Source organism: Arthrobacter sp. 05L417 (genome assembly GCF_056397865.1).
Map to the genome: position 1 here is coordinate 20,301 of NZ_JBFTOG010000008.1, position 17,396 is coordinate 37,696.

Consider the following 17,396-nt stretch of genomic DNA (forward strand, 5'->3'; position numbering starts at 1 on the left):
ATCCGCTGCGAAAGCAACTGTTCAAGAATAGCCGATCCCTCCCCGGATGCGAAATCGAAGGAAGCCTCCCAGAGGGCAACTGCCTCAGACCAGCGAGTCCTTCCAGGCGCCGTGTAGGCGGGCGAAGCGTCCTCCACCGCCGATGAGCTCGGCAGGCGTGCCATCTTCCACGATGCGTCCCTCGTGCACCACCAACACCCGGTCGGCGGTCTCCACCGTAGAGAGCCGGTGGGCGATGATGATCGCGGTGCGCTCGGAATCCGTTCCGGACAGCAGGCTGCTGAGACCGGCCTGCACGAGCCGTTCGGAAGGAATGTCCAAGGACGACGTCGCCTCGTCCAGGATGAGTACCGCGGGGGCGGCAATGAACGCCCGGGCAAAGCCGATCAATTGCCGTTGCCCGGCGGAGACCCGGCCGCCGCGCTTGTTAACGTCGGTATCGTAGCCGTCAGGCAAGGCGGAGATGAAGTCGTGTGCCCCCACTGCCCGGGCAGCTTCTTCAATCTCGGCGCGGGTAGCCTCAGGCCGCCCCAAGGCGATGTTGTCTGCCACCGAGCCGCTGAAGAGGAAGGCTTCCTGGGTGACCATCACGACGGCGCGTCGCAGGTCCGCCGTCGAGAGCTCCCGGAGGTCGACGCCGTCGAGGGTCAAGGATCCTTCGGTGACGTCGTAGAAGCGGGCGATCAGCTTGGCGAAGGTCGATTTGCCGGCGCCGGTCTGTCCGACGAGCGCTATGGTCTGTCCTGCGGGAATGTGAAGGTCCAGCTTAGGGACAACCACCTTGCCGTTGCCGTAGCCGAACTCGACGCCACGGAAGTCGATTTCGCCGCGGGCATGGGGCAAGGGTACGGGGTTCTTGGGCGGCCGGACGGTCGGAACTTCTTCGAGCAGGCCGGAGACCTTCTCGAGCGCAGCCTGGGCGCTCTGGAAGGAGTTGTAGAACATGGCCATCTGGTCCACTGGCTGGAAGAAGCGCTTTGTGGAAAGGATCAGTGCCAGGAGCACACCCACCGCCAGGTCGCCGGAGAGCACCCGGAAGCCGCCGAACAGCAGGACCACTGCCACGCACACGTTGCCGATCAGGACCAAGCCCGGTTGGAAGACGCCGTTGAGGTTGATGGAGCGAACCGTGACCTTGCGGTAGTCCTCGGAGAGTTCGGCGTAGCGCTGGGCGTTCTCCGGCTCCTTGCGGAAGGCCTTGATGGCCCGGATGCCGGTCATGGTCTCCACGAAGTGCACAATCAGCCTCGCCGACACTACCCGCGATTCGCGGAAGGCGATCTGCGAGTGCTTCTGGTACCAGCGGGCAAGGAAGTAGGCGGGCACGCCCGTGGCGAGCATGAGGAGTCCGCTGCGCCAGTCGAGCGCAAATACGGTACATGCCGTGAAGAGCATGAACAGGATCCCGGATGCCAGCGAGCTGACGCCCGAATCGAGGAGTTCACGCAGCGCCTCAAGGTCCGAGGTCTGGCGCGCGATGATCCGGCCCGAGGTGTACTTCTCGTGGAACTCCAAACTAAGCCGCTGGGTGTGCCGGAAGACCCGGAGCCGCAGGTCCAGGAGCATGGATTGGCTCAGCTTCGCCGTGGATGTGACGTAGAGTGCCGTCAAAACCGCCGTTGCGACGGCCGCCGTCAGATACAGGACGCCTGCCAGGACCACCGGCATGTTGTTCCCGGCGAGCAGCGAGGGAAGGGCGTGGTCGATGCCGAAAGCGATGATCGCCGGCCCCGCCACCCGGGTTGCCTGGGAAAGAACCACCATGCCGAGCGTCAGCCAGAACCGCAACCGCACCGGGCGGATGAGCGATCCCAGCAAGGCGACCGACCGCCGTCGTACTGCTTTGCTGTCGCTGCGGCTCAGGTGGGCGTTGTCTTCATTGGCGGTACCGAACGTGCTCATCGGCGGCCCTCCCCGGCTTGGTCCATGTGCTGTTCCGAATCCAGCTCGTGCTCTAGTTCATCGAGTTCGAGGTCGAGGTCCTTCGGACCGGCGTCGAGGCTCGCGATCACGTAGCGGTAGTGTGCGTTGTTGGCCAACAGCTCGGTATGGGTTCCGACGGCGGTGATGCTTCCGTTTTCGAGTAGCGCGACGCGGTCGGCCAGGGCCACGGTGGAGGGCCTGTGCGCGACGATGAGCGTGGTGGTGTCCCGGAGGACTTCGCGGAGCCTGGCTTCGACGAGTTCCTCCGTGTTCACGTCCAGGGCCGATAGCGGATCATCCAGCACGAGGACCTTGGGCTTGGCGGCGATGGCCCGGGCCAGGGCGATCCTCTGCCGCTGGCCGCCGGAAAGACTCAGGCCTTCCTCGCCGATGAGGGTCCCGACGCCGTCGGGCAACGAATACGCGAAGTGCGCCTGCGCGACGTCGAGCGCTTCCTCAAGGGCTTCCTCGGACGTGTCGGGAGCGCCGAGCAGCACGTTGTCCCGGACCGAGCTGGAGAACAGGGTGGTGTCCTCGAAGGCGACCGCCACGACCGTCCTCAGCTGCTCGACGCTGAAGTCGCGAATGTCCACGCCGTCGATGGTCACGGATCCTTCGCTCACGTCGTAGAGCCGGGGGACCAGCTGGAGCAAGGCGCTCTTTCCGCTGCCGGTAATGCCCACCAGGGCCATGGTCTCGCCGGGCCTGATGTCCAGGGTGACGTCGTGCAGGAGCCGCGCGCCGTCGTCGAAACCGAAACCGGCGGCCTTGAAGCTCAAGGCCCCACGAAGTTCCTTGGGTGTTCTGGGGTTCGCCGGACTGGTGATGGTGTTGGGCGTGTCCATGACCTCGAAATGGCGGTCGAGGGCAGTCTTGGCGGTCAATGCCATGGCCAGGAGGGTCCCCGAGAATTCCACCGGTGCCGCGACCACCGCTGCGGTGCCGAAGAAGGCAACGAGGGAACCGATGCTGAGTTGGCCCATGGAGACGAGCAGGACGCCCGCCACGAGCCCGACGCCGAGCGCCAGCTCGGGCAGCAGTGTCACCACAAGCGTGAAGGTGGCTTGGTGCTTGGCCTTGGCGATCTCGGTCTGCCTCAGCTCCTCGGCCTGTTCATTGAAGTTCTCCAGCGCTTCGCGGCTGCGGCCGAACGCCTTGAGCACGCGGATGCCGTGAACGGACTCCTCAACCGTGGTGGCGAGGTCGCCGGCCTGGTCCTGGCTGAGCCGGGTCACCAGGCTGAAGCGGCGGCGGAAACGGAAGGAATAGACCATGATGGGCACCGCGGCGGCCAGGAAGATCAAAGCCAGCTGCCAGCTCATCGCGAACATAACCACGACGCCGATCACCACGGTCAAGGTGGTCACCACCAGCATGATCGCGCCGAATGCCATCCAACGCCTCAGGAAGTTCAAGTCCGTCATCGCGCGGGACAGGAGCTGCCCCGAACCCCAACGGTCATGGAAGGAAACGGTGAGGTCCTGCAGATGCCCATAGAGGGACACCCGCATCCTCGATTCCACCGTGGTTGCGGGGTTGATGACGAACTGGCGCCGAAGCGCCACGAGCCCGGCTTCTGCGATACCGAGTGCCAGGACCACGGCGGCGGCAATCCAGACAGCGTTGGTGGGGCCGCCAGGGTGGAGGGAGCCGTTGATCAGGACCCGCAGCACCTGTGGGATGGCAAGCGCCATGATGCTGGCCAGCAAAGCGCTGACCAGCCCCATGAAAAGCCGGGGAAGGATCGGTTTGACGTGCGGATAGAGACGTTTGACGGAGGTGAAGAATGAAGTCTGTTTGGCCATGCCCGCTTCTCAACAGCTTTGTCCCGGCGTTCCGCGCCTGCCCGGCGCGACGCACGGAGGTAGTTTCCTATAGCAACTACCCTATGCCATCGCGTAACGGGATTCCCAGCACCATTGCGTTGCGTGATACGAGGTATTCGGAACTACCCCTCCCCGGACATGCCCAGCTTTGGTGCGGCGGGATGCGCATGTCCCGTGCTGGCGATGGCTATTGGCGCGCTGTCAGTGTCAGCAATACGGCTTCGGGCTTGCACGCGATCCGGACCGGAGCGAAGCGTGAGGTGCCGATGCCGCCTGAGACGTTGACCGGCGTCGTGCGTCCGTTGTTTTCCCAATCATTTAGGCCCTTGGCGCGCCACGTGGGGAGATCGCAATTGGCAACCAAGGCGCCGTAGCCGGGGATGCAGATCTGGCCGCCGTGGGTGTGGCCAGCGAGGATGAGGTCTGCTGAGTCGTTCGTGAAATGGTCAAGGACCCGTTGGTAGGGGGCGTGGATCACTGCAACGCGCAGATGCGGGCGGGAGTCCTGTCCGGCGGTACCGCGTGGCCAGCCGGCGTAGCGCTCCCGATTCAGATGGGGATCGTCCACTCCGGAGAAATCGAAGCGGATCCCGTTGATGGGCAGGGACTGATGCCTGTTGGTGAGGTCGATCCAGCCGGACATCCCGAAACCTGAACGAAGGCGTGGCCAGTCAAGCTCGAGGGGATTGTCACTGAGGCGTGACGGGCCGAGGAAATACGCGGCCGGGTTCTTGAACCGCGGGGCGTAGTAGTCGTTGGAGCCCGGAACAAAGACGCCCGGGAACTTCAATAGCGGCCGCAGTGCATCCAGCAGCGGCACGACGGCGTGGGGGTGGCTGAGGTTGTCACCCGTGTTCACTACGAGGTCGGGTTCAAGCGTCGCGAGCGAACGCAGCCATTCGGCCTTCTTGCGTTGGCTCGGTACGAAATGGATGTCGCTTATGTGCAGAACCCGGAGGGGAGACGAGCCTGCCGGGAGGATGGGAAGGGTCTCCTCGCGGAGTACGAACTGGTTCTTCTCCCAGAGGCCATAAGCGAGGCCCGCAACACCAGCGGTTGCGCCCGCTCCTGCAGCTACGGCAAAGCCGCGTCCGATCCTTCGGACGCGGCTTGCCAGCGATTCAATGATGGGCTTGGAGCCGCTAGCCATTCTTTTTTCCATTGCCGTTCCCGTTGCTGCTCGGCTGGGTACTCGGAGTCGTGTTGCTCGGAGCGTTGTTGCTCGGAGTCGAAGTCTTGTACCCCGGCGGGTCGAGGAGGTTCGAGGGCGGGGCCGGGAACGGGTTGGTGCCGTAGGCAGGTGCAATCTGGGTCATGTAGTTGGAGAACTGCGGCCCGGCGATCATGTAACCGTCAATGCCTTGGTAGAACTTTCCATTGATCGTCACATTTTGGCCTGGCCGTTGCTGGTTGCCCAGCGGATCGCCAAACCAGGTGGCTGTCGCGAGGCCGGAGGTGTAACCGGCAACCCACGTTGAGCTGTTGACGTCGTTGGTTCCGGTCTTGGCCGCGATGGGAAAGTTGGTCTTGGTGGAAATACGCGGCTGGATCAGCGAGCCGGAACCCTTGTTCAGAACCTCTTGCATGGCGTAAGCAACGCCGTGAGCAACCTCAGGGGTGACCGCACTTCTGCAACTCGTGGACTGGGCCGGAAGTTTGGCGCCCGTCTGGTCGGTCACCGAAGTGATGGCGATCGGCTCGCAGTATGTGCCGTTGTTCGCAAAGGTGGCGAAGGCACTGGCCATGGTGAGCGGCGAAGTCTGCGTGGCGCCAATCAGGTTGGACAAACGGGTCATGGGAATCTTGGGATTCGGGTCGCCGGTAGTTGAATTGGGGAGGCCACCGTGGATGCCAACAGCATCGACGATCTTCTGGATGCCGCACAGATCAACCCGTGCGGCGGTGGCAAAGGTCATGGTGTTGATGGAGTTGGCCAAACCATCGACCACCGTCATGGGCTTGTAGTAACCGCCTTCGGCGTTCTGAAGGTCGAAGCTGCCCGCCACGGTGCTGTCGTAGAAACCGTCTTCAGGTGTCGGGCACGTGTTCTTCCAGGGGAAGTTCGGCGAATAACGCCGGACGGTACCGTCCAGCACGGTGTTCATGGACTTGCCCTCGTTCAACCATTCGGCAAAGGTGAAGGGCTTCATGGTGGAACCGGGCTGGAAGCCGCCTAGGCCGTTGAGGTCATTGCCGTTGGCGTCGAGTTTGTCGACGTTGAAGTTCTGTGTCTGATCGAACTTCCCCGCGGTGGGAAACCAGACGGTGTTTTGTGCCATCGAGATGATCTTGCCGCTGCCAGGCTGGACCGACACCAAGGAAGCGCCCCATTTGTCCGGATTGGCGCCAGCGGAAGCGTCAACCTGGGTTTGGGCCACGGCTTGTGCCTTGGGGTCCAGAGTGGTTTGGATGGTCAGGCCGCCCCGGGAGACGCGGTTCACGCGGTCGTCGAGCGTCGCGCCGTAGGCCGGGTTGTTGTAGAGCAAATGCAGCACGTAGTCGCAGAAATACGCAGCGGTGGGGGAGTAAGGGCAACCTTGGCGAGGCTGCGTGACCTTGGTGGTGACCGGCGTCGCGATGGCGGCGTCGTAGTCAGCCTTCTTGATCTTTCCCTGGTCCAGCATGAGGCCGAGCACCAGGTCGCGACGCTGCTTCGCGTGGTCCGGGTTGGTGACCGGATCGTAGTAGGACGGGCTGTTGACGACGCCGGCCAGCAAGGCGGCCTGCGGCAACGTGAGGTCCTTGGCGCTTGTGCTGAAGAAGAGCCTCGAGGCGGCCTCGATGCCGTAGGCGTCCTTGTTGAAGAAGACGATGTTGAGGTAACCCTCAAGGATCTGCTGCTTGGAGAACTTCTTCTCCAGCGCGATGGCCAGCTTCATTTCCCGAAGTTTGTCGCCGACGCCTTTGTTGACGCCATTGAGCTTGACGTCGGCCGACTGGCCCTGGGACACGAGCGACTCGTTGATGACGTTGTTCACGTACTGCTGGGTGATGGTGGAAGCACCCTGCTTTTGGCCGCGAGCCGTGCTGACGATCGCCCGCATGATGCCGGTGGCGTCGATGCCGCCGTGCTCGTAGAAGCGACTGTCTTCGACCGAGACGATCGCGTCCTTGATGAAAGGACTCATCTGGTCGAGCGTGACCCGCGTGCGGTTCTCGGAGTAGATCGAGGCGATCTGGCTACCGTCCGCCGCCAGGATGGTGGTCGCCTGGCTGGGCGGGTTCACCTGAAGCTCCGCCGGCAGCGTGTCGAAGAACTGAATGGACCCACTCGCCGCACTGCCTGAAACGGCGGCCGCGGGGACGAGCAAGCCCGCCACCAGGACACCACAAATAGCGCTCACACCAAGGAATCCGAGGATCTTTCCAAGAGTGGTGGCAGTGTCGAATAGAGGGTTCCTACGAGTCACCATGTTCTCCACTTTACCGGCAAGGGCTAGTCTTTCTTTCATGACCAAATGGGAGTACGCGACGATTCCGCTCATCATTCACGCCACAAAGCAGATCCTGGACCAGTGGGGAGAGGACGGCTGGGAGCTTGTCCAGGTTGTTCCCGGACCCGATGGAAACGGACTTGTTGCATACTTGAAGAGGGAGAAGCAGTAACAATGACAACCCCCGCAGAAGCCACCGTTGGCGCGGATTCCACAGCTCCGGCATCCGCCGTCGAGCAGCGCCTTGCCGAACTGGGACTGACCCTGCCGGCTGTTGCCGCTCCGGTTGCCGCCTACGTTCCGGCCATCGTCTCCGGCAACCACGTGTACACCTCCGGACAGCTGCCCTTTATTAACGGCAAACTCGAAGCTACGGGCAAAGTCTCCAGCGGTGAAGAAGGCCTTTCGGATGAGCCCACCGTGTCTCCGGAAGACGCGCAAATGTATGCAGCCGTCTGTGCGGTCAATGCCTTGGCTGCCGTCAAGAGCGTCATCGGAGACCTCGACCGCATTACGCGCATCGTGAAGGTGGTCGGCTTCGTGGCCTCCGATACCTCCTTCACCGGCCAGCCCGGTGTAATCAATGGTGCATCCGAGCTTCTCGGGCGTGTCTTCGGCGACAAAGGGCAGCACGCGCGTTCCGCCGTCGGCGTTGCGGTCCTTCCGCTCGACTCTCCCGTTGAGGTCGAGTTGATCGCTGAATTCAGCTAAGGAACCGGTTCACTCAATTGCCACAACTAGCCCGACGCCTGTTTGCGTTACCCCCTGAACTAGAAGGGGCTGCACGGAATTGGCTTGAGCTCGGCGAACGGGTCCCCCGCGCCGCGCGTTTTGCATCATCTGTTGTACTGCTCCGGGACTCGCCTACCGGCCTGGAAACGTGGATGGGTTACCGTCCCGGTTCCTCGCCGCTGGGTGTTGTCGCGTTTCCCGGCGGATCGCTTGAACCCAGCGACGACGACGCCCTCGGCTGGCTCGGCCCCTCGCCTCAGCATTGGGCTGAGGCGCTAGGGACCGCCGACGTCGGACTTGCGCGCCGCCACGTGGTGGGCGCCATCCGCGAACTGTTCGAGGAAACCGGCGTGCTGCTGGCCGGCCCGGACCTGTCCTCCACAGTGGAGGCAACGTCCACTCCCGAGTGGATGAAGGCCCGCGAGGCCGTAGCTGCGCAGGACAAGTCGTTCACGGATGTCCTGGCCAAGCGTGGCTTGTCGTTGCGGACTGACCTGCTCAAGCCGCTCGTCAACTGGCTCAGCCCGGACTTTGCGCACCGGCGCTTCAACACCCGCTATTTCGCGGCCACCCTTCCTGTTAACCAGCAGCCCTCGCTGCTGGTGAGCAAGGGAGTCTGGGGGCGCTGGGTGTGCGTTTCCAAACTCATGGCCGAGCGCGAGACCACTGCGCTTGGGGACGAAATCGGCCAGGAAAACACAGCCGGCTTGGCTTTGGGCCAATTGCTGGTGCCGGGCTCGGAGATCATCCTCGAAAAGATGGCCGCTGCCCAGGGTTGCATTGCGTACCTCAGCTACAAACGCAAACCGCACATGTACCAGCCGCGGCTTGTCCAAGAGGATGGCGCACTCATGCTCGAAGTCGAAGCGGCCCGCACGGTTTCAGGCGAACCGCAGCGGGAGCGCTGACGACGCGGCGACGCGCATCCGCTGGCGAAACGAAAAATGCCTGGCGACTCCGGAATTCCGGGGTCGCCAGGCATTTTCCGTTTCGCAGGAAATTAGCGCGAGCGCTGGCGGAGGCGCTGCATGTCCAGGATGACTACTGCGCGGGCTTCGAGGCGGAGCCAGCCGCGCTGGACGAACTCGGCGAGGGCCTTGTTGACCGTCTCGCGGGAGGCTCCGACCAGCTGGGCCAGTTCTTCCTGCGTGAGTTCGTGGGCCACCAGGACGCCGTCGGTCGCGGGCCGGCCGAAGCGGTCCGCGAGGTCCAGCAGGGCCTTGGCGACGCGGCCCGGGACGTCCGAGAACACGAGGTCGGAGAGGGAATCGTTGGTGCGGCGCAGGCGGCGGGCGAGTGCCTGCAGCAACTGTGCGGACACTTCAGGACGGGTGCGCAGCAGGGCGTTGAGGCTTTCGTTCTTCAGTCCTGCCAGGCGGGTCTCGGAAACGGCGGTGGCCGTTGCGGTGCGCGGGCTGGGGTCGAACAGGGCCATTTCGCCGAAGAGCTCGCCCGGGCCGAGGATGGCCAAGAGGGATTCGCGGCCATCCGGAGAGGTGCGGCCGAGCTTAACCTTGCCGGACACGATGAAGTAGAGCTGGTCACCCTGATCTCCCTCGCGGAAAACAGACGCTCCGCGTGAAAGGTCCACCTCTGTGAGTTCGTCCGTCAGCAGACGGAAAGCGTCGTCGTCAAGGGTGGCGAAGAGGGGTGCGCGGCGCAATACCTCGATATCCATGAAATCTCCTGAGTAAAAGTTCGGCTGGGGCGCTTCAGCCATTGTTTCAGAATTTTGTCGCGTCTGTGACGTACTTGGCAGCCGAAACGCCCTAAATCACGCGGAAGAGGCACAAAATCGCGCCCCAACTCGCCGGGAATGCCCTGCTCGGCAGCGGCTTCGCGATCTGGATGACAGCTTGCATCCGAAGGGAAGCTGTCAGTCTGTGCAACTACAATTGGGGCTTACTCGGCTGTGAGGAGCTTTGGTGTTCGGCTTGACCATCTTGGACCTGGCGTTGATTTTGACGCTTCTTTCCTACCTGATCTACGGACTGCGCAACGGCTTCTTCGTGACGCTCGGCGGAATCGCCGGCTTCGCCGTAGGAGCAGTGGCTGCCTTTGTCGCGGTCCCGCTCGTCGGCGACTGGGTCAAGGACAGCGGCTGGAGACTGACCGCCATTATCGGCTCGGCCGTAGTGCTCATTGTTCTGGGGCACGGTCTTGGCACCTGGATCGGCCAGAAGGTCCGCAAAGCCGTGCGCATCCAGCCACTCCACGCACTCGACCGCCTGCTGGGCGGTTTCGTCAGCCTGGTTGTCGCCGCGCTGGTCATGTCCATGTTGGCGTTCAGCATCGGCTCCTTGGGTGTGCCGCTCGTTTCGCAGCAACTGGCCGATTCCAAGGTGATTCGCTTTATCGACACCATGACGCCCACACCCGTCAAGGCCGGCGTGGCGCAACTGCGTTCCACGGTCATGGGCAACGGCATCCCCCAGCTCATCGAGGGCATCGGCCCCGTGGCTCCTGTGCCCATTCCGAACACCAGCACGGACACTCCTGCCCTCAACAATGCGGCCCATTCCGTGCTGAAGATCGCCGGCACTGCCTACCAATGCGGCCAGAACCAGACGGGCTCCGGCTTTGTGGTCTCCCCTGGCCGGGTGGTCACTAACGCGCACGTAGTGGCCGGCGTGTCGCAGCCTGTAGTGGAAATCCCCGACGGCGGCGCAATGCCGGGGCGTGTGGTCTACTTCGACAGCCAACGCGACCTGGCCGTGGTCGCCGTCGACGGTCTCCCGACGGCGCCGCTGCAGTTGAGCGCCGACCTTCCGGCCGGCTCACCCGCGGCCTTCGCCGGCTACCCCCACGGCGGTCCGTTCCAGTCCAAACCAGCCGCGGTGGAAGGCATCTCGACCCTGCTGGTCCCGGACATTTACGGCAACAATCCTTCTCCGGAACAGGTTTACAAGCTTGCAGGAGACGTGCAGCCTGGCAATTCGGGCGGTCCGCTTCTGACGACCCAGGGACAGGTTGCCGGCGTAGTGTTCGCCAAGACCACTTCGGATGTGGCAGTGGGCTACGCCCTCACCATGGAAGAGCTCTCGCCCGTGGCCCAGCAGGCACCGTCCCTGAGCGCGGCAGTGTCGTCGGGCCAGTGCACCAAGAAGTAACCCTGCCCAGTCCGAGGATCTAGACCGCGGTGGTGAGGTAGTCGATGGCCAGCTTGTAGCCCTGGACTCCTGCGCCGACGATCACTGCGGAGCACACCGGGGACAGGTAGGAGTGATGGCGGAATTCCTCGCGCTGGTGCACATTGGTGATGTGGACCTCGACGGCGGGAAGCTGCACTGCTGCAAGGGCGTCCCGCAGCGCCACGGACGTGTGCGTGTAAGCACCCGCGTTGATGACGATCCCGACGGCGGTCCCGCGGGCGCCGTGGATGGCGTCCAGGAGGTCGCCCTCGTGGTTGGACTGGACGCAGTCAACCGTGAAGCCGTTGGCCTCGGCGGCGGCCATGGCGAGCTGCTCGACGTCGGCCAAAGTGGAGGTGCCGTACTTTTCCGGCTCGCGCGTGCCCAGCAGGTTCAGGTTGGGGCCGTTGAGGACGAGGATGGTGCCGCGACCGGCTTCGGTGGCGGTGGGAGCTTCAGTCATGACTCCCAATCTATCGGTGCGCCGAGCCTGTCCGGCGTTTCTTACGCTGCCCTGCTGCGCCGCGGCGCTGGACAGCGTAAGAACCACCAAACAACAGCTACACCGCAGTAGTGCGGAGCAGCAGGGCGTGTTCCGGGTTCAGGACTGGCATCGGGAGCCCGACTTCTGCCAGGAACCGACCGCTCGCCTGAGCCCCGAATGGCAGCCATGCGGGCGGCTGCACCTGGGTGAAGGTGCGGGCGTAGTCGGCGTCGACGGGGGCCGGGAAAATGGCCTGCACCATGTAGGAACGCTCGGGGTCGAGGCCCGGAATAGCGACGCGGCCGGGTTGTTCTGCGAACGACGTCCGGGTGCTGACGACGGCGAACAAGCCAGCGTCGCCGTCGTCGGACACCACACCGTGCAGCATGATCGAGTCGTCCGGCACGTCCGCACGGACCATCCGGCCGCTATGGATGAGCCCGCGGTGCTCCTTGTAGAGGCCGATGAAGCGCTTGAGTTCCTCGCGTTCGGCGCCCTGCACTTGGCGGACATCCCATTCCATGCCGAAATGCCCGAACATCGCAGTGATGGCGCGGAAGGAGAGATCGTGGGTGCGGGCCGTGGTGTGCGAAGTGGTGGGGCCGATGTGCCCGCCCACCAGTTCCGGCGGAACCACGACGCCGGTCCAGCGCTGGATGGTCTGCCTCTCGAGGGCGTCGTTGCAATCCGATCCCCAGATCCGGTCGGTCCGCTCAAGGATGCCGAGGTCCACGCGGGCGCCGCCGGAGGAGCAGCTTTCGATTTCGACGCCGGGGTGGGCCTTTCGGAGCTCGTCGAAGAGCCGGTAGGCAGCCAGGGTTTGAGCATGCACGGATGCGCGGCCTGCATGGCCGTGTTCGGTGAGGTCCCGGTTCTGGTCCCATTTGAGGTACTTGATGTCGTTCTCCCCCAGCAGGGCGTCGATCCGCTCGAAGACGTACTGCCAGGCCGCCGGGTTGACGAGGTCGATGATGTGCTGGTGGCGCCATTCAAGGGGGAGGCGGCCGCCGTCCTTGTGTGAGATGGCCGCAGGGCCCACGATCCAGTCGGGGTGCGCCCGGGCAACATCGGAATCCAGGTTGATCATTTCCGGTTCCACCCAGAGCCCGAATTCCATGCCGTGGGAGTTCACGGCCTCGATGAGCGGCGTCAGCCCGTCGGGCCAAAGGCTTTCGTCGACGTACCAATCGCCCAGGCCGGCATGGTCGTCGCGGCGCCCGCGGAACCACCCGTCGTCGAGCACGAAGCGCTCAACGCCCAGCTCAGCAGCGGACTCGGCGAGCTCGATCAGGGCGTCGAGCCGGTGGTCGAAGTACACGGCCTCCCACGTGTTGAGGACCACGGAGCGGGGCTTGCCGGCGGGGAGTCCCGTGGAAACCGCGGGAAGGACATGGTGCGGGCGGGACCGGAACCAGCTGTAGAAGGCTTCGCTGATGCCGTCCAGGCCGCGGTCAGAGTAGGCGGCAAACAGCGCGGGTGTGGTGTAGCCCTCGCCGGGCTGGAGCACCACTTCGGCGGGCCCCAGGAGCTCGGAGCCGCCGATCATCGTGCGGCCGTCGGCCACGGTGTCGGCGAATTGTTCGTGGTTGCCGCTCCACGCCAAGTGGGTGGCCCAGACCTTCCCATGGCGGTTGCCGAATCCAGGGGTACCCGCCGCGAAAAGCAACGAGGAGTCGTGCCCCGTGCGGCCGTGGCGTCCCGTGCGTACCCACGTCCCTTGTTGGACGGACCGGCGCTGTGGGTGCCGTTCGCGGCACCAGCGCCCGGTGAGGTCAAGGAGTTCGACGGCGTCGGGCCCCACCGGGAGAACGGTGGCCAGTTCGTCGAGCTGGAAGGGGGACGTGCCGTCGTTGACGGCAGTGTGGCGCAGCTCGAGAAGGCCGCCGGGGTGAAGGGTGAGGGTGGACGTCACGGTGATTCCGGCGTCGGGATCCTTCTGGACAATCACTGCAGAGGGAACGGGCACTGCGGAGGCGACGGCGGAGCTGCCGACAGCCTGTACTTCCACCACGCGAAGCCGGAGCGAAAAGTCCAGTCCCGGAACGCCGTCGGCGATTCGCTGGCCCCGGAGGCCCGGACGGCCCCGCCATGCGGACGAACCTTGCGGGAGGAGGGCCGCCGGTACGTTGGCATCGACGGCCGAGTGTGGGATGGGTTCGCCCAGGATCGCGAGGTCCGGAAGGGTGCTGCCGAGATCGGCACCCCAGTGGATGACTTCGGCCTCTCCGTTATCGAAACTGACCACGAGGCTTGTGCCGGCGGAACGGAGGTGGAGCGGGTCCATGGGCTGGTTCACTTTCAGGGAGTCGTTGTGTGTCGCGTTGGGAGGGAGTGGAGAGTCCGGGCACCGCCGTCAAAGGAGTGAAGCGGCGGCGCCCGGACTGGTTTGGCGGGGCTGGTGTTACTTGAAGAGGTTGTTGACCTGGTTGTTGGCATCGGAGAGCGAGCTGGCCGGCTTCTTGCCGCTTAGTACTGCGTCCATTGCGGGCTTCATGATGCCGTCAACTTTGGCAGCCTTGTCCGCGATGGGGAAGAGGAACGTGGTGCCGTCTTTGACCTGCTGGGTGAAGGCGGAGACGTCAACACCCTTGGCCGCGAACGCCTTGGCGGCCAAGTCCGAGGACGTGCTGATCGCCGGGAACACGACGGCCTTGTTGGCGACGACGTCCTGGCAGGCTGAGGAACCAAGGTATTCGACCCACTTGGTGGCTGCTGCGGGGTTCTTGGTTCCGGCCCAGATGGAGTCGGCCAGGCCGTTGAACATGGACGCGCGCTTGCCGTCCGGTCCCGTCGGGGTGGGGGCGATGGCAGTCTGGATACCCTTGTATCCGGTGTACTGGCCGATCATCCATGAGCCGCTGGTGTTGATGGCGGCCTTGCCTGCACCGAAGTTGTCCGAAACGCTGGCGCCTACCGTTGTTTCGAGTTTGGGCATGTAGCCCTTGTCGGCCAGTCCGGCCCACCAGGAGATGGTTTCCTGGAACTTGGGGTCGTCGTAGTTGAACTTCGTGCCCCACGGGTTCTTGTCGGTAGCGGTCCAGTCGGTGGTGGCCGCGAGGAAGCTCCACTGGGTCTGGCCCTGACCGGAGCCGGAGGACTCCAAGCCCAGTCCGTAGACGGCCACGTTGTTCTTGTCGAAGCCGGCTTCGTCTCCGCGCTTGCCGTTCTTGTCTACGGTCAGGTGGGCGATGGTCTTTTCGTAGCTGCCGCCGTCCTTGGGGTTCCAATCCAGCTTTGCCATCTGCTCGGCAGTGATGCCGGCGGAGTCGGTCATGGCCTTGTTGTAGAAGAGGCTGATGGTGTCCCAGTCCTTCGGGAGGCCGTAGCGCTTGCCGTCCTGGCCCACCCAGAGATCGGCCAGGCCCTTGTTGTAGCTGTCCAGTTTGACGCCGTCCTTGGCTACGGCGTCGTCGAGGGCCAGCAGCTGCTTCTTGGAAGCGAACTCCGGGTACTTGGACAGGTGGTCGGTGAAGACGTCAGGGGCGGTACCAGACACGAAGCCGTTGGTCAGGGTGGTCCAGTAGTCGTCCCAGCCGCGCTGGGTGATTTTGACGGTGATATTCGGGTTGGCCTTGGTGAAGTCACTCGCGCACTGTTGGTAAGCCGGGAGCTGGTTGGCGTCCCACAGCCAGTAGTTGATCTCGCCCTTGGCTTCGCTGGAGGCGGGGGCGGAGCCGCCACAGGCGGAGAGTGACAGCGCGGCCGCGACAGCGACGGTGACGGCAGCTGCGACGGTGCCAATGGATTTCTTCATGGTGGACCTTTCAGGGGGTTGCGATAGAACGGGGCGGCGCTTGGGGAGAAAGATGACTTACTTGATGCCGGAGAATCCGATGGAGTTGACCACCTTCTTGCCGAAGGCGATGAAGAGGATCAGGACGGGCAGCGCTGCCACGAGGGTGGCGGCCATGAGCCCGCTCCAGTCCGGTGCCCCTTGCGGGGACTGGGACTTGAAGACGCCCAGGCCCACGGTGAGGACGCGGACATTCTCGTCCTGGCCTACCAGGAGTGGCCAGAAGTACTCGTTCCACTGACCGATGAAGGTCAGCAGGGCCAGGGTGGCCAGGGGTGCTGCGGCGTTGGGGATCACGATCTGGAAGAAGATGCGGAGGTGCTTGGCGCCGTCGAGCATGGCGGCCTCTTCCACTTCGCGGGACATGCTCAGGAAGAACTGGCGCAGGAAGAAGATGGCAAAGGGCGTCATGAACATGAAGGGCAGTGCCAGTCCGGCGAAGGTGTTGAGCAGGCCCAGGTTCTTGATCATCAGGAAGTTGGGCAGGGCGGTGAAGATCGGCGGGACCATCATGGTGGCCAGGAAGATCGCGAAGACCTTGTTCCGGCCCGGCCAGCGCAGCCTGGAAAAGGCGTAGGCGGCCATCGCACTGAAGAACACCTGGCCTGCGGTAGTCATGGTGGCGAAGATGATCGAGTTGCGCAGGTAGAGCCAGAAGTTGATGTCGGCCCCGGACCCGCCTTCGGCGATGGCCTGCTCAGGACTTTGCAAGCCGAAGACTCGTTGGAACGCGCCCCAGCTGAAGTCGGCCGGAAGAAGGTTGCCGGCGTTCGAGGCCAACGAATGGTTGCTGGACAATGCCGTCCGGAGCATCCAGAGGAACGGAGCGATGGTGACCACGACGGCGATCACTACGAGGACCCAAGCGCCTGCGCGGCGCCAGTTCACGGGTTTCGTGCGGGGGCGGCGTGATCGCGGGGAGCCTACGACGGCGGTGGCGGACTCTCGCGAGTGGCGGGAATTGGTGGAGGTACTCATGGCGGGGTTTCCTTAGTCCAGGTCCGTCTCATTGCCCTTGAGGAACTTCATCTGGATGAAGGCCACGAGGGCGAGAATGATGAAGAGAATGACGGACAGCGCTGAGGCGTAGCCGAAATCGGACTCGCCGAAGGCCTTCTGGTAGATGTACATCTGGATGACCCGGGAGGCATTGACGGGTCCGCCTCCGGTCGTCACGGCCACGGTGTCGAAGACCTGGAATGAACCGATGACCGTGACCACGAGGACCAGGACCAGCACCGGGCGAAGGAGCGGCATGGTGATGCTCCAGAACGTCCGGGTGGGGGAGGCCCCATCAAGGTTGGCCACCTCATAGACGTGATTGGGTATGGCCTGCAGGCCGGCGAAGATCAGCAGGGCCGTGTAACCCATGTGCCGCCACACGTTGACGAAGGCGATGGTGGGAATGGCCCATTGATCGCTGCCGAAGAAGGCGATGCGCGGCAGGCCTAGCCAGCTGATGACTTCGTTCACGATGCCCAGCTGGTAGTCCAGCATCCAGAACCAGAGCAGCGCAACGATCACATTGGCCACCAGGAACGGGAGCAGCAGGACACCGCGAATGAAGGTGGATTTGGCCACGCGGTGCATGAGGAGCGCGAGCCCGATGGCGATCACGGTCTGGAAACCGATGTTCAGTGCCACGTACTGCACGGTGACGGCCATGGCGTTCCAGAACAGGTCGTCGCTGAAGATCGTCGTGTAGTTCTTCAGGCCGATCCAGGTGGGATCGCCGAGGATGCTGTACTCGGTGAAGCTGAGGTAGATGCCCCGGATGGTGGGGACGAGGAAGAAAAGAACAAAGCCGATCATCGCCGGGAAGATGAAGAGCAATGCGATCTTCAAGTCACCGATCCGGCGGATGCCGAACTTGGATGGTTTGCCCGGTTGGGGAGGTGCGGCGGGTTCCGCTTGTTTGGCAAGGGTGGTCATCTTCGACCCTTTCCTGACTGTGATGTGGGTTACAACTGATGTGAATCTACACGAGTAGATCTGAAGGGGTCAAGTAATTTTGTGAAGTTTTGTTCGATTATTTTGGATTTATTGCTTTTTGTTGACTCGAGTAGATCCTAG

The 17,396-nt window shown here is 63.5% G+C and carries 14 protein-coding genes; 4 read left to right on the top strand and 10 right to left on the bottom strand.

Annotated elements, in window-relative coordinates; all coding sequences use genetic code 11:
* Positions 1 to 84: 84 nt before the first annotated feature.
* The 4 genes from AC1DJW_RS08735 to AC1DJW_RS08750 form a co-directional block, all read right to left on the bottom strand.
* Positions 85 to 1,902, bottom strand: coding sequence for an ABC transporter ATP-binding protein (locus AC1DJW_RS08735; RefSeq protein ID WP_284754153.1), 1,818 nt, complete (start codon positions 1,900 to 1,902; stop codon positions 85 to 87).
* A complete protein-coding gene (locus tag AC1DJW_RS08740; protein WP_390283420.1) occupies positions 1,899 to 3,728 on the bottom strand; it encodes an ABC transporter ATP-binding protein in 1,830 nt (609 codons plus the stop codon). The genes AC1DJW_RS08735 and AC1DJW_RS08740 overlap by 4 nt, the downstream gene beginning before the upstream one ends.
* 208 nt (positions 3,729 to 3,936) lie before the next feature.
* The gene (locus AC1DJW_RS08745) at positions 3,937 to 4,899 is read right to left on the bottom strand and encodes a metallophosphoesterase (RefSeq protein ID WP_284754151.1); all 963 of its coding nucleotides are present in this window, start codon (positions 4,897 to 4,899) and stop codon (positions 3,937 to 3,939) included.
* The gene (locus AC1DJW_RS08750) at positions 4,892 to 7,201 is read right to left on the bottom strand and encodes a transglycosylase domain-containing protein (protein WP_390283424.1); all 2,310 of its coding nucleotides are present in this window, start codon (positions 7,199 to 7,201) and stop codon (positions 4,892 to 4,894) included. The genes AC1DJW_RS08745 and AC1DJW_RS08750 overlap by 8 nt, the downstream gene beginning before the upstream one ends.
* Between AC1DJW_RS08750 and AC1DJW_RS08755 the strand changes: the two genes are divergently transcribed.
* From AC1DJW_RS08755 to AC1DJW_RS08765, 3 genes are read left to right on the top strand one after another with little or no spacing between them, the layout of a single operon-like run.
* Positions 7,200 to 7,355: a DUF4177 domain-containing protein gene (locus tag AC1DJW_RS08755; protein WP_009359196.1), complete on the top strand. Its 156-nt coding sequence runs from the start codon at positions 7,200 to 7,202 to the stop codon at positions 7,353 to 7,355. The genes AC1DJW_RS08750 and AC1DJW_RS08755 overlap by 2 nt on opposite strands.
* A 2-nt stretch (positions 7,356 to 7,357) precedes the next feature.
* Positions 7,358 to 7,894 (top strand): RidA family protein, encoded by a 537-nt coding sequence (locus AC1DJW_RS08760; RefSeq protein ID WP_284754142.1) that lies wholly within the window; start codon positions 7,358 to 7,360, stop codon positions 7,892 to 7,894.
* Between the two features lie 17 nt (positions 7,895 to 7,911).
* Positions 7,912 to 8,823 carry an NUDIX hydrolase gene (locus AC1DJW_RS08765; protein ID WP_284754141.1) on the top strand — a complete coding sequence of 304 codons (912 nt, stop codon included), beginning with the start codon at positions 7,912 to 7,914 and terminating at the stop codon, positions 8,821 to 8,823.
* 92 nt (positions 8,824 to 8,915) lie between these two features.
* On the opposite strand, the gene AC1DJW_RS08770 is transcribed toward AC1DJW_RS08765, so the two are convergent.
* Positions 8,916 to 9,593, bottom strand: coding sequence for a Crp/Fnr family transcriptional regulator (locus AC1DJW_RS08770; protein ID WP_011775987.1), 678 nt, complete (start codon positions 9,591 to 9,593; stop codon positions 8,916 to 8,918).
* Positions 9,594 to 9,840: 247 nt separating this feature from the next.
* Here AC1DJW_RS08770 and AC1DJW_RS08775 point away from each other — a divergent pair, with 247 nt between their 5' ends.
* On the top strand, positions 9,841 to 11,025 hold the full coding sequence (locus AC1DJW_RS08775; protein WP_390283429.1) for a MarP family serine protease: 1,185 nt from the start codon (positions 9,841 to 9,843) through the stop codon (positions 11,023 to 11,025).
* Between the two features lie 19 nt (positions 11,026 to 11,044).
* Here the strand turns inward: AC1DJW_RS08775 and aroQ are convergent, their stop codons facing one another.
* The 5 genes from aroQ to AC1DJW_RS08800 all read right to left on the bottom strand — a co-directional run bounded on the left by aroQ (position 11,045) and on the right by AC1DJW_RS08800 (position 17,255).
* Positions 11,045 to 11,509: a type II 3-dehydroquinate dehydratase gene (gene aroQ / locus AC1DJW_RS08780; RefSeq protein WP_476901159.1), complete on the bottom strand. Its 465-nt coding sequence runs from the start codon at positions 11,507 to 11,509 to the stop codon at positions 11,045 to 11,047.
* A gap of 97 nt (positions 11,510 to 11,606) precedes the next feature.
* On the bottom strand, positions 11,607 to 13,814 hold the full coding sequence (locus tag AC1DJW_RS08785) for an alpha-galactosidase (protein WP_476901160.1): 2,208 nt from the start codon (positions 13,812 to 13,814) through the stop codon (positions 11,607 to 11,609).
* Positions 13,815 to 13,931: 117 nt separating this feature from the next.
* Positions 13,932 to 15,284, bottom strand: coding sequence for an ABC transporter substrate-binding protein (locus AC1DJW_RS08790; RefSeq protein WP_476901161.1), 1,353 nt, complete (start codon positions 15,282 to 15,284; stop codon positions 13,932 to 13,934).
* Positions 15,285 to 15,341: 57 nt separating this feature from the next.
* A complete protein-coding gene (locus tag AC1DJW_RS08795) occupies positions 15,342 to 16,301 on the bottom strand; it encodes a carbohydrate ABC transporter permease (RefSeq protein ID WP_390283437.1) in 960 nt (319 codons plus the stop codon).
* 12 nt (positions 16,302 to 16,313) lie between these two features.
* Complete coding sequence (locus AC1DJW_RS08800) at positions 16,314 to 17,255, bottom strand: carbohydrate ABC transporter permease (RefSeq protein ID WP_284754113.1); 942 nt, start codon at positions 17,253 to 17,255, stop codon at positions 16,314 to 16,316.
* Between the last annotated feature and the right edge of the window lie 141 nt (positions 17,256 to 17,396).

What these genes read in the sequence shown, in the direction of transcription:
- AC1DJW_RS08735 (WP_284754153.1), bottom strand. Translation starts at nt 1,902, where the DNA reads ATGAGCACGTTCGGTACCGCCAATGAAGACAACGCCCACCTGAGCCGC.
- AC1DJW_RS08740 (WP_390283420.1), bottom strand. Translation starts at nt 3,728, where the DNA reads ATGGCCAAACAGACTTCATTCTTCACCTCCGTCAAACGTCTCTATCCG.
- AC1DJW_RS08745 (WP_284754151.1), bottom strand. Translation starts at nt 4,899, where the DNA reads ATGGCTAGCGGCTCCAAGCCCATCATTGAATCGCTGGCAAGCCGCGTC.
- AC1DJW_RS08755 (WP_009359196.1), top strand. Translation starts at nt 7,200, where the DNA reads ATGACCAAATGGGAGTACGCGACGATTCCGCTCATCATTCACGCCACA.
- AC1DJW_RS08750 (WP_390283424.1), bottom strand. Translation starts at nt 7,201, where the DNA reads ATGAAAGAAAGACTAGCCCTTGCCGGTAAAGTGGAGAACATGGTGACT.
- AC1DJW_RS08760 (WP_284754142.1), top strand. Translation starts at nt 7,358, where the DNA reads ATGACAACCCCCGCAGAAGCCACCGTTGGCGCGGATTCCACAGCTCCG.
- AC1DJW_RS08770 (WP_011775987.1), bottom strand. Translation starts at nt 9,593, where the DNA reads ATGGATATCGAGGTATTGCGCCGCGCACCCCTCTTCGCCACCCTTGAC.
- aroQ (WP_476901159.1), bottom strand. Translation starts at nt 11,509, where the DNA reads ATGACTGAAGCTCCCACCGCCACCGAAGCCGGTCGCGGCACCATCCTC.
- AC1DJW_RS08785 (WP_476901160.1), bottom strand. Translation starts at nt 13,814, where the DNA reads ATGGACCCGCTCCACCTCCGTTCCGCCGGCACAAGCCTCGTGGTCAGT.
- AC1DJW_RS08790 (WP_476901161.1), bottom strand. Translation starts at nt 15,284, where the DNA reads ATGAAGAAATCCATTGGCACCGTCGCAGCTGCCGTCACCGTCGCTGTC.
- AC1DJW_RS08795 (WP_390283437.1), bottom strand. Translation starts at nt 16,301, where the DNA reads ATGAGTACCTCCACCAATTCCCGCCACTCGCGAGAGTCCGCCACCGCC.
- AC1DJW_RS08800 (WP_284754113.1), bottom strand. Translation starts at nt 17,255, where the DNA reads ATGACCACCCTTGCCAAACAAGCGGAACCCGCCGCACCTCCCCAACCG.